The following is an 11,107-nucleotide window of genomic DNA, read 5'->3' as shown; positions in this document are numbered from 1 at the left end:
CACCCTCCCCGACTCCCCCACGTACGCCGACGACCTCGTTGATCAAGAGGTTCGCGTCGCCGTCATCGGCGTTTCCTGACGCGTTCTTCTTGATCAACGAGGTCATGTCGGTCTCGGTCGAGGTCAGAGGGCGTCGAGGCCGCGTTCGCCGGTACGTACCCGGACGACCTCTTCGACGCCGGTGACCCAGACCTTGCCGTCGCCGATCTTGCCCGTGCGGGCGGCACCGACGATCGCGTCCACGATCTTGTCCACGTCGATCTCGTCGGTGAGCACCTCGACCCGGATCTTGGGCAGGAACTCGACCGTGTACTCGGCACCCCGGTAGACCTCGGTGTGCCCCTTCTGCCGCCCGTACCCCTGGACCTCGCTGACGGTCAGCCCGGCCACCCCGAGGGCGTGCAGAGCCTCCTTCACCGCGTCCAGCTGGTACGGCTTGATGACCGCGGTCACCAGCTTCATGTCCAACCCCTCCATCCCAGGAACGTTAACCGGCGGCCTTCGCGCTGACCGGCTCGGCGGATTCCGCCTCCGGCCTGGCACCACTCGTCGCGCCGCCACCGGGGGTGCCGATGCCGGCCATCGCGAACGCGCTGCCCGTGCCTCCGCCCGCCGGGGACAGGTCGTAGCTGCTCTCGGCGTGCTCGGCGATGTCGATGCCCTCGACCTCGGCCTCGGCCCGTACGCGGAAGCCGATCGTCTTCTCGATGACGAAGGCCAGCACCCAGGCGATGCCGAACGACCAGACCGAGACGATCACACCGGCGAGCGCCTGCCGCCCGAGCTGCGTGAGCCCGCCGCCGTAGAGGAGGCCGTCGGAGGCGCCCACCACGTCGCTGATCGCGGCGTTGACCGAGTTGGTGGCGAACAGGCCGAGCCAGAGCGAGCCGATCCAGCCGCCGACGAAGTGCACGCCGACCACGTCGAGAGAGTCGTCGTAGCCCAGCTTGTACTTGAGGCTGACGGCCAGCGCACACACGACCCCGGCGACGATGCCGAGCAGGACGGCCGCCCAGGGGGCGATGAAGCCACAGGCCGGGGTGATGGCGACCAGGCCGGCGACCGCTCCGGACGAGGCACCGACCATGGTCGGCTTCCGGTCCTTGATCCATTCGACCGCGATCCAGCCGAGCACCGCGGCCGCGGTGGCGAGCTGGGTGTTGATGAAGGCGAGGCCGGCGACCGAGTCGACGGTCAGCTCCGAGCCGGCGTTGAACCCGAACCACCCGAACCACAGCAGGCCGGCGCCGAGCGCGACCAGCGGAATGTTGTGCGGCTTCATGCCCTCGCGCGGCCAACCGAGCCGCTTGCCGAGCACCAGCGCCACGGCCAGGGCCGCCGCGCCGGCGTTGATGTGCACCGCGGTGCCACCGGCGAAGTCCAGGGCGTGGATGTCACCGCCGATGATGCCGCCGCCCCAGACCCAGTGGGCGACCGGGAAGTAGACCAGGGTGGCCCAGCCGAAGGCGAACAGCAGCCAGCCGGCGAACTTGGCCCGGTCGGCGATGGCGCCGCTGATCAACGCGACGGTGATCACCGCGAAGACCATCTGGAAGGCCATGAACACGTAGAGCGGAACACCGATGCCGCTGGGGTTCTCCGCCGTGGCGCCCCACAGGTCGGTCTCGGCGAGGAAGGTCTTGGTGCCGAGGTACGCGCCCGGGTCGCCCCAGAAGCCGTTCACGTCGGTCCCGAAGGCGACGCTGAAGCCGTAGAACCACCACAGAACAGAGATGAGCCCGATGGCGGAGAAGCTCATCATCATCATGTTGAGTACGCCCTTGGCCCGGTTGAGCCCGCCGTAGAACAGCGCCAGTCCCGGGGTCATGAGCAGCACGAGCGCGGTCGACACCAGCAGCCAAACGGTATTGCCGCTATCGATCGTGGGTGCTTCAGGCACGCTGGCCTCCTAAAGGTGAAGTTCCCTCCTTCGCGGCTTTCCGGGGCAGCGTCGCCCGTAGGCCGGTTGGGCGGAAGCTTCGCGGCCGGCTGTTTCACCCAGGGTCCCGTGCCGGTTTCTGTTTCGTGACGGGTTGTTTCGTACGTGTCACGAACTTCGCACAGTCAGCGACATGGGCGGGGGTGGATCGACCGGCCGGCGCTCAGCGGAGGGCGTTCTCCAGGGCGTGCCGTTCGTAGTCGAGCAGCCGCAGATCGCGCATCGGCCGGCGCAGGTGCCCCTTATGCACGATCCGGACGAAGGCCGGCTCCCCGGCGGCGGCCATCCTGCGGATCCCCTCGACGTGGTCCACGATCCGCTTGCGGATGGTCCGGATCAACCGGTGCCGGTCCCGGGGGATCAGCCCGTACGCGTCGGCGAAGAGCCGCAGCCGGCGCGGCCGGTCCGGGCGCTTCCAGCCCAGGGTGATCGAGTCCCGGTCCGCGAAGATCGGCACCCAGGTCCAGGCCGCGTACGCCACGTCGTAGATCCGCGAGCCCGGCGAGGCCAGGTCGAAGTCGATCAGCCCGAGCGTGCCGTCCGGCCGCCAGATCACGTTGTGCGGCGCCGCGTCGTGGTGGCAGATCACCTCCGTGTCCGGTGGCGGCGGCCCGAACGAGCGCCAGACCGCACCGGGGGGTGGGGTGAAGCCGTACTGGGCGTCGTGGAACATCCGCAGCATGGTGGCGACGGTGACCAGCGCCTCGTCGGTCACCCAGTGCGGGGCGAGCGGGTACTCCCCGCACTCCCCCTCCAGGTACGACAGCACCTCGCGGTTGCGCTCGTCCATGCCGAGCGCCCGGGGGGCGCCGGTGAACCCGACGTACTCCAGGTGCCGCAGCAGGGCGTGCACGGACGGGGTCCACGGCCCGGCGTTACGGCGGACCGTGTCACCGACCCGGACCACGGTGCTCACGTTGCCGCCGTGCAGCGGGATCTCCTGCGAAGTCACGTACGGTCTCCCGAGGCGCTGCGAGGGGTGGCCGGGGTCGCGCCAGCCCGCGTACGCGCGATCGTCAGTGGTCACCCGAGACTACGCGTCCCGTCCGGCGGCCTCGGTGCCCAGCAACGCGTCGACGAACTGCGCCGGGTCGAACGGGGCCAGATCGTCCTTGCCCTCACCGAGGCCGACGAGCTTCACGGGGATGCCGAGCTTGCGCTGGACGGCGATCACGATGCCGCCCTTCGCGGTGCCGTCGAGCTTGGTCAGCACCACGCCGGTCACGTTGACCACCTCGGTGAAGACCCGGGCCTGCTCCAGGCCGTTCTGACCTGTCGTGGCGTCCAGGATGAGCAGTGTCTCGTCGATAGGGCCCTGTTTCTCCACCACCCGCTTGACCTTGCCCAGCTCGTCCATGAGGCCGACCTTGTTCTGGAGCCGGCCGGCGGTGTCGATGAGCACGGTGTCCACGCCGGTGTCGATGCCCCGCTTGACGGCGTCGAAGGCGACGCTGGCCGGGTCGGCGGCCTCCGGGCCGCGGACGGTCTCCGCCCCGACCCGTGAACCCCAGGTCTCCAGCTGGTCGGCGGCGGCGGCCCGGAAGGTGTCCGCCGCGCCGAGCAGGACGCTGCGGCCGTCGGCCACCAGCACCCGGGCGATCTTGCCGCAGGTGGTGGTCTTGCCGGCGCCGTTGACGCCCACCACCAGCAGCACCGCCGGTACGCCGTCCTTCGGGGCGGTCCGCAGCGACCGGTCCAGGCTCGGGTCGAGCGCGTTGACCAGCTCGGCGGCGAGCAGCGCCCGCAGCTCGGAGGCCGAACGGGTGCCCAGCACCCGGGTCCGCTCCCGCAGCCGGTCGACGATGTCGCGGGTCGCGTCGACGCCGACGTCGGCGGTGATCAGGCTGTCCTCGATCTCCTCCCAGACGTCCTCGTCGAGGTGGTCGCGGGCGAGCAGGCCGAGCAGCCCCTTGCCGAAGACGTTCTGCGAGCGGGACAGCCGGGAGCGGAGCCGGACCAGCCGCCCGGCGGTCGGCTCGGGCACCTCGACGGTCGGCGCGGGCGCCTCGATGACCGGTGGTGGCTCGACCAGGACACCGGTGGACAGATCGGACTCCGGTGCCTCGACCGGCGGGCCGGCGAGATCCTCTTCAGCCCGGGTGTCGACCTCGGTGCGGGGCAGCGGGGGCTCGGGCCGCCGCCGCAATCGCGGCGCGACCAGCCCGACTGTGCCGACGATCAGCACGCCGAGCAGGACCAGAGCGAGGACGAGATATTCGGCCATGCCGGAATCCTGTCAGATGCCGGCCGCGGCGTCCCAGCCACCGCACCCCGGCCGGTGCCGAGAACCGGCGGTAGGCTCGGCCGCATGCCCGCCGCACACCTGCTCATCGGCCCCCTCCTGCGGCGCGTGGTGGACACCCGGGCGACCATCTGGGTGGAAACGGCGGCGCCCGCCGTGGTCACCGTCCGCACCGCGGACGGCGCCACCGGCACCGCGCCCACCTTCTCGGCGTACGACCACCACTACGCGCTCGTGGTGGTGCAGGGGCTCACTCCGGACAGCGCGACCACCTACGAGGTGCTGGTCGACGACGAGGTGGTGTGGCCGGTGCCGAGCAGCGGCTTCCCGCCGAGTGTGATCCGCACCCGGGCCGCCGACGACCGGGACCAGCCGGTCAGTCTGATCTTCGGCTCGTGCCGCGAGACCACCCAGCACGCCACCACCCGCAAGCTCCCGCCGGACGCGCTGGACGCGTACGCCCGGCGGTTGATGGCCGACCCCGAGGCGAACCCGCTACCCGACCTGCTGGTGCTGCTCGGCGACCAGGTCTACGCCGATGTCACCTCGCCGACGGTGCGGCGGTTGCTGCGCCGGCGCCGGCGCCGGCCGAAGGGCGCCCCGAGCGACCAGGTGGTGAGCTTCGACGAGTACACCAAGCTCTACCTGGAGTCGTGGCGGGATCCGGAGATCCGTTGGCTGCTCTCCACCGTTCCGAGCGTGATGATCTTCGACGACCACGAGATCATCGACGACTGGAACACCTCGGCGGAATGGCGGGCCGAGGTCCGCGAGCAGCCGTGGTGGTCCGAGCGGATCGGCAGCGGGCTCGCCTCCTACTGGGTCTACCAGCACCTGGGCAACCTCTCCCCGGACGACATCGCGGCTGACCCGGTCTTCGCGAAGGTCGCCGCCGCCGAGGACGCCACCGGCGTGCTGCGCGAGTTCGGGCACCGGGTCGACCAGGAGTCCGACCTGGCGCACGACACCGAGCGTTGGCGCGCGGTGCAGTACCAGTGGAGTTACGCGCTGGACCTGGGCCGGACGCGGCTGGTGATGCTGGACAACCGGTGCAGCCGGGTGCTCGACCGGGGCAACCGGGCGATGCTGCCGCCGGGTGAGTGGTCCTGGTTCCTCGACCAGGCGCACGGGGTCTACGACCACCTGGTGGTCGGCGCCTCGCTGCCCTGGCTGCTGCCGCAGGGCATCCACCACATCGAGGCGTGGAACGAGAAGCTGGCGGACTCGCGCCGGCCCTGGGTGGCGCGCTCGGCGGAGAAGCTGCGCCGGGCACTGGACCTGGAGCACTGGGCGGCGTTCCGGCGCTCCTTCGAGGCGCTCGCGGAGACCTTCGCCCGGATCGGCACCGGCACCCCGGGCCGGTCCGGCGCACGGGTCGGCGCGGGCCCGGCGTACGCCCCGCCGGCGTCGATCAGCGTGCTGTCCGGGGACGTGCACCACTCGTACGTGGCCCGGGCCCGGTTCGCCGACCCGGCGGTGGTCACTCCGGTGCACCAGCTCACCTGTTCGCCGATCCACAACCAGGTGCCGGCGGGGATCCGCCCGCTGATGCGGCTCGGCTGGTCGGCCGGCCCGGCGGGGGCGACCCGGACGTTGGCCCGCTCGGCCGGTGTCCGCCGTCCGGGGGTGCGCTGGCGCAAGTTGGCCGGCCCCTACTTCGGCAACGCGGTGGCCACGCTGACCCATCGCGGACGCGCGGCTGAGGTGACCATCGAGGGCACCACCAAGGACGGGCACCTACGTCCGGTGATGCGCCGCCGACTCTCCGGCAACGGCTGAGCCGATCCGCCGTAGTCTCTACGCCGTGGACGACGAGCACCTGCCGGAGCCGATCCGGGCGGTCGAGCACGAACTGACGGCGCTGCTGCGTCGTGGCCGGGCGGTTTCCTGGGAGATCGCCCGGGAGGTCCACCCGAACCTCGAGCCGAACACCTACGGGCTGCTGCTCTGGCTGCGCCGGAGCGGGTCGATCCGGTTGACCGAGCTGGCGGCACGGCTCGGGGTGGGCAAGGGGACGCTGAGCCGGCAGATCAACGGGCTGGAAGCGCTCGGCCTGGTCAACCGCGACCCCGATCCGACCGATCGGCGGGCCGCGCAGATCAGCCTCACCGAGGAGGGCCAGCGCCGGTTCGACGTCGCCCGGTCCGCCCGGCTGGGTGAGTTCCTACGCGCCCTGGACGGCTGGCCGGCCCGGGACGTGGAGGAGTTCGCCCGGCTGCTCGGCCGCTTCAACGACTCCTGGATCTGACCTCGCCGACGGGGGAATGCCACTCCCCCTCGACATGTTGTTGCTTCAGGCAACCAAGGCATACGGTTGCTTCAGGCAACTCTCAGGCGGTCGCCGTACGCCAGGCACGCCGCCCCCACCTCGACTCCATCCGGAGGCACGCAACGATGAGCCAGGCGACAGCGCCCACCCGGGCGACCGGCGTCGACATGACCCACCGGCAGATTCTGGAGGCCCTCTCCGGCCTGCTGCTGGGCATGTTCGTCGCGATCCTCTCCTCCACGGTCGTCTCGAACGCGCTGCCGCGGATCATCACCGAGCTGCACGGCGGTCAGTCCGCGTACACCTGGGTGGTCACCTCGGCCCTGCTGGCGACCACCGCGACCACCCCCATCTGGGGCAAGCTCGCCGACCTGACCAGCAAGAAGCTCCTGGTCCAGCTCTCCCTGGGGATCTACGTGCTGGGCTCGGTGCTGGCCGGCGCCGCGCAGGGCACCAGTGAGCTGATCGCCTGCCGGGTGCTCCAGGGCATCGGCGCCGGCGGCCTCACCGCGCTGGCCCAGGTGATCATGGCGACCATGATCGCGCCGCGCGAGCGGGGCCGCTACAGCGGCTACCTCGGCGCCGTGATGGCCGTCGGCACCATCGGCGGCCCGCTGATCGGCGGCGTGATCGTGGACACCTCCTGGCTCGGCTGGCGCTGGTGCTTCTACGTCGGCGTGCCGTTCGCCATCGCCGCGCTGGTCGTGCTCCAGAAGACCCTGCACCTGCCGGTCGTGAAGCGGAAGGCGCAGATCGACTGGTGGGGCGCCACGCTGATCACCGCGGCCGTCTCGGTGCTGCTGATCTGGGTCTCGCTCGCCGGTAACCAGTTCGACTGGACCTCCTGGCAGTCCGCCGCCATGGTGATCGGCGCGCTGGTGCTCGGCGCGCTGGCGATCCGGGTGGAGACCCGGGCCGCCGAGCCGATGATCCCGCCGCGCCTGTTCCGCAACCGCACCATCAGCCTGGCCGTCGTCGCGAGCATCGCGGTCGGCGTGGGCATGTTCGGCGCCTCGGTCTTCCTCGGCCAGTACTTCCAGATCAGCCGCGGCCAGAGCCCGACGATGTCCGGCCTCATGACCCTGCCGATGATCCTTGGCCTACTGGTCGCGTCGACGCTGAGCGGTCGGATCATCACCAAGACCGGCCGCTGGAAGCGGTTCCTGGTGATCGGTACGGCGCTGCTCACAGTCGGCTTCGCGCTGATGGGCACGCTCCGGGCCGACACGAGCTTCACCCTGCTCAGCATCTACATGGCGCTCGTCGGCATCGGCCTCGGCATGACCATGCAGAACCTGGTCCTCGCCGTGCAGAACACCGTCGGCACGCACGAGCTCGGCGCGGCCAGCTCGGTGGTGGCGTTCTTCCGCAGCCTGGGCGGCGCGATCGGCGTCTCCGCGCTCGGCGCGGTCCTCGGCCACAAGGTCACCGGCTACACGTCCGAGGGCCTGGCCCGGCTCGGCATCTCGGCGCCCAGCTCGGGCGGCGGTGGGGTCCTTCCCGACGTGCACACCCTGCCCGGCCCGATCCGGGCCGTGGTGGAGAGCGCGTACGGCCACGGCGCCGGCGACATCTTCCTGGCCGCCGCCCCCTTCGCGCTGATCGCGCTGATCGCTGTGACCTTCATCAAGGAGGTGCCGCTGCGGCAGCACACCGGCTCCCCGGCCGGCGCCGACGTCGAGCAAGAATCAACTATCGCGGCCGGCGCTGGTGCCGCCGTCGTCCGTACCGGCGAGCAGAGGTGAGGTAGGCAGCCATGAGCGTGGGAGCACCTGACCGCGAGGAGTACGGACCCCGGACCCGCCCGCTGCCCTTCGAACGAGGCACGGACGGCCCCCGGGTGATCATGGTGGGCGTGGACGGCACCCGCACCTCCGAGCGGGCCGGCTCCTACGCCGCCGGGCTGGCCCGCCGGCAGGGCGCCGCGCTGGTGGTGCTCTTCGTCAGCTCGGCGAGCGGGCTGTCCGCCCTGGTGCCCGGGATGGACGCGGGCGCCGTGCAGCGCACCCACGACGAGCTGGCCGACGAGCTGCGCCGGGAGTGCCGGCGCGGCGCCGAGGAGCTCGGCCTACCGGTGACGTTCCTGTGCCGGCGCGGCGACGCGTACGGCGAGCTGTGCGCGGCGGCCGACGAGTTCCAGGCCGACATGGTGGTGGTCGGCGCCTCCGAGCAGGCCGGTCACCGGCTGGTCGGCTCGGTCGCCACCCGCCTGGTCCGCACCGGCCGCTGGCCCGTCGTCGTGGTGCCCTGATAACCCGTCGCGAAGTGTCGGACATCCCGGGCAGGATGCGCGCCATGACCTGGATCGCACCGGAGATCACCCGGACCCCCGAACCGTACGTCGGCGACGAGCGCACCATGCTCGACGGCTGGCTCGACTACCACCGTCAGACACTGCTGCTCAAGTGTGCCGGGCTGACCGAGGCCCAGCTGCGCACGCCCAGCGTGGAGCCGTCCGGGCTGACCCTGCTCGGTCTGGTCCGGCACCTGGCCGAGGTCGAGGCCTGGTGGTTCCGGGAGAACTTCGCCGGGGAGCGCGTCGACTACCCGTACTTCACCCCGGAGACGCCGGACGCCGACCACGACGTCAGCGCCGCGGACGCCGAGACCGATTTCGCCATCTTCCACCGCGAGGTGGCGCTGGCCCGCGAGGCCGCCGCCGGCCACTCGCTCGACGAGACGTTCACCGAGGTCAGCGCGAAGAAACGCACCTTCAACCTGCGCTGGGTGTACGTGCACATGATCGAGGAGTACGCCCGGCACAACGGCCACGCCGACCTGATCCGGGAACGCATCGACGGCGTCACCGGCGAGTGACCGGACTGCTGCACGGCAGGTCGGCGATCTGGCGGCATCACCTCGGTCGAATGCCGCCAGATCGGCGATACCGCGACGGCCGGTCGTCGGCTCAGTAGTTCAACGCCGCCCGCAGGTAACGCAGATCGCCGTGGCCGCCCCAGCGGTGCGCCGACAGCCCGGCGGCGCGGGCGCCCCGGATCGCCCAGTCCTCGTCGTCGACGAAGAGCACCTTGGCCGGCGGGGTACGCAGTGCCACGCAGGCGGCCTGGAAGTACTCCGGGGCGGGCTTGTGCACGCCCAGCGTCGAGGAGTTGACCACCACGTCCACCTCGCCGGTCAGACCGAGGGTCGCCAGGTCGGCGTCGAGCAGGTCGGTGGCGTTGGTCGCCAGGCCCACCTTGATCCCGGCGCCGCGTACCTCCCGGACGAAGTCGAGCACCTCGGTGTCCACCTCGCCCCGGTGGCGCTGCCACTGCTCCACCGCCGCCCGGGCCCGTTCCGGACCGCCGGCCGGCTCGGCGAGCGCGTCGGCCACGCTGCTCACCCAGTCGGCGTGGCTGACCTGACCGGTGAGCACCGGCCGGAGCCGGCCCCACTGCATGGCGATCTCGGTGAGAACCCCGTCGGCCAGGCCGTACTCCCGCTCCACCTCGGCGGCGACCGCCGGGTCGAATCGGCGCAGCACGCCGTCCAGATCCAGCAGGAGCGCCGTCGCGCGTTCCCGAGCCACTACCCGTTCTCCTCGCCGCGGCCGAGCCGCTGGTCGTCCTCGTCGGCCCGGTTGAGCCGTTGACTGATCACCTGGGTGACCCCGCTGCGCATGGTCACGCCGTAGAGCGCGTCGGCGATCTCCATCGTCCGCTTCTGGTGCGTGATGACGATCAGTTGACTCTTCTCCCGCAACTGCGCCAGCAGCGTGATCAGCCGACCCAGGTTCACGTCGTCCAGGGCCGCCTCCACCTCGTCCATGATGTAGAACGGGCTGGGCCGCGCGCGGAAGATCGCCACCAGCATGGCCACCGCGGTCAGCGACCGCTCGCCACCCGAGAGCAGGGACAGCCTCTTGATCTTCTTGCCCGGCGGACGGGCCTCCACCTCGACGCCGGTGGTGAGCAGGTCGTCGGGGTCGGTGAGGATCAGCCGACCCTCGCCGCCGGGGAAGAGCACGGTGAACACCTGCTCGAACTCGCGCGCGGTGTCCTCGAAGGCGCTGGCGAAGACCTCCAGGATCCGCTCGTCCACGTCCTTGACCACGGTGAGCAGGTCCCGCCGGGTTGCCTTGAGGTCCTCCAACTGCTCGGAGAGGAACTTGTAACGCTCCTCCAGCGCGGCGAACTCCTCCAGCGCGAGCGGGTTGACCTTGCCGAGCAGAGCCAGTTCGCGTTCCGCCTTCGCGGCCCGCTTCTCCTGCACCGGCCGCTCGTAGCGGACCGGCTCGGGCAGCGGCAGACCGTCACGTTCGGCCGCCGCGACGTCGACCTGGGTGGGCGGAACGGGCTGCGTGGGGCCGTACTCGGCGACCAGGGTCTCCACGTCCAACCCGAAGTCCTCGGCAGCCTTCGCCTCCAGCTGCTCGATGCGCAGCCGCTGCTCGGCGCGGGCGACCTCGTCCCGGTGCACCTGGCTGGTCAGCCGCTCCAGCTCCGCGCCGAACCGCTTGGCGGCCCCGCGTACCTCCTGAAGTTCCGCTTCGCGGGCGGCGCGTTCCCGGGCCACCGCGTCGCGGTGCTCCTCCGCCGCCGCGATCGAGGTGGTGAGCCGGGTGAGCGCCTCCCGGGCGCCGCCGGCGACAGCGCGGGCGATGCCCGCGCCCCGGGTGCGGGCGGCCCGCCGGGCGGCGGCGCGTTCCCGTGCGGCC

Annotated in this window: 11 protein-coding genes; 5 read left to right on the top strand and 6 right to left on the bottom strand. The window is 71.4% G+C overall.

The window, feature by feature from the left end; genetic code table 11:
- Nucleotides 1–123: 123 nt before the first annotated feature.
- The 4 genes from EAD98_RS29000 to ftsY form a co-directional block, all read right to left on the bottom strand.
- Nucleotides 124–462, bottom strand: a complete 339-nt coding sequence (locus tag EAD98_RS29000) for a P-II family nitrogen regulator (protein ID WP_174537509.1) — start codon at nt 460–462, stop codon at nt 124–126.
- Between the two features lie 25 nt (nt 463–487).
- Complete coding sequence (locus tag EAD98_RS28995; RefSeq protein WP_121657140.1) at nt 488–1,900, bottom strand: ammonium transporter; 1,413 nt, start codon at nt 1,898–1,900, stop codon at nt 488–490.
- A gap of 202 nt (nt 1,901–2,102) precedes the next feature.
- On the bottom strand, nt 2,103–2,966 hold the full coding sequence (locus tag EAD98_RS28990; RefSeq protein ID WP_172898993.1) for an aminoglycoside phosphotransferase family protein: 864 nt from the start codon (nt 2,964–2,966) through the stop codon (nt 2,103–2,105).
- Nucleotides 2,967–2,972: 6 nt separating this feature from the next.
- Entirely contained in the window at nt 2,973–4,163 is a 1,191-nt protein-coding gene (gene ftsY / locus EAD98_RS28985) for a signal recognition particle-docking protein FtsY (protein WP_121657139.1), read from the bottom strand.
- 84 nt (nt 4,164–4,247) lie between these two features.
- Here ftsY and EAD98_RS28980 point away from each other — a divergent pair, with 84 nt between their 5' ends.
- From EAD98_RS28980 to EAD98_RS28960, 5 genes are all read left to right on the top strand, one after another.
- A complete protein-coding gene (locus EAD98_RS28980; RefSeq protein WP_121657138.1) occupies nt 4,248–5,960 on the top strand; it encodes an alkaline phosphatase D family protein in 1,713 nt (570 codons plus the stop codon).
- 25 nt (nt 5,961–5,985) lie between these two features.
- Entirely contained in the window at nt 5,986–6,429 is a 444-nt protein-coding gene (locus tag EAD98_RS28975) for a MarR family winged helix-turn-helix transcriptional regulator (RefSeq protein WP_233579066.1), read from the top strand.
- Nucleotides 6,430–6,575: 146 nt separating this feature from the next.
- Nucleotides 6,576–8,195, top strand: a complete 1,620-nt coding sequence (locus EAD98_RS28970; protein ID WP_121657137.1) for an MDR family MFS transporter — start codon at nt 6,576–6,578, stop codon at nt 8,193–8,195.
- A gap of 11 nt (nt 8,196–8,206) precedes the next feature.
- Nucleotides 8,207–8,701: a universal stress protein gene (locus tag EAD98_RS28965; protein WP_233579058.1), complete on the top strand. Its 495-nt coding sequence runs from the start codon at nt 8,207–8,209 to the stop codon at nt 8,699–8,701.
- Between the two features lie 44 nt (nt 8,702–8,745).
- On the top strand, nt 8,746–9,267 hold the full coding sequence (locus EAD98_RS28960) for a DinB family protein (protein ID WP_121657136.1): 522 nt from the start codon (nt 8,746–8,748) through the stop codon (nt 9,265–9,267).
- A gap of 91 nt (nt 9,268–9,358) precedes the next feature.
- Here EAD98_RS28960 and EAD98_RS28955 read toward each other — a convergent pair whose 3' ends face one another.
- Both EAD98_RS28955 and EAD98_RS28950 read right to left on the bottom strand, forming a co-directional pair.
- Nucleotides 9,359–9,979, bottom strand: a complete 621-nt coding sequence (locus EAD98_RS28955; protein WP_121657135.1) for an HAD family hydrolase — start codon at nt 9,977–9,979, stop codon at nt 9,359–9,361.
- Nucleotides 9,979–11,107: AAA family ATPase (locus tag EAD98_RS28950; protein ID WP_147457521.1), on the bottom strand; the 1,129-nt coding region annotated here is incomplete at its 5' end. The genes EAD98_RS28950 and EAD98_RS28955, both read right to left, overlap by 1 nt.

The sequence above is a fragment of the Micromonospora sp. CV4 genome (assembly GCF_003667455.1).
GTDB lineage: Bacteria > Actinomycetota > Actinomycetes > Mycobacteriales > Micromonosporaceae > Micromonospora.
This window is presented reverse-complemented; position numbering and strand designations above follow the sequence as displayed.

Coding starts and splice junctions, on each gene's coding strand:
- EAD98_RS29000 (WP_174537509.1), bottom strand. CDS start 462: ATGAAGCTGGTGACCGCGGTCATCAAGCCGTACCAGCTGGACGCGGTG.
- ftsY (WP_121657139.1), bottom strand. CDS start 4,163: ATGGCCGAATATCTCGTCCTCGCTCTGGTCCTGCTCGGCGTGCTGATC.
- EAD98_RS28980 (WP_121657138.1), top strand. CDS start 4,248: ATGCCCGCCGCACACCTGCTCATCGGCCCCCTCCTGCGGCGCGTGGTG.
- EAD98_RS28970 (WP_121657137.1), top strand. CDS start 6,576: ATGAGCCAGGCGACAGCGCCCACCCGGGCGACCGGCGTCGACATGACC.
- EAD98_RS28965 (WP_233579058.1), top strand. CDS start 8,207: ATGAGCGTGGGAGCACCTGACCGCGAGGAGTACGGACCCCGGACCCGC.
- EAD98_RS28960 (WP_121657136.1), top strand. CDS start 8,746: ATGACCTGGATCGCACCGGAGATCACCCGGACCCCCGAACCGTACGTC.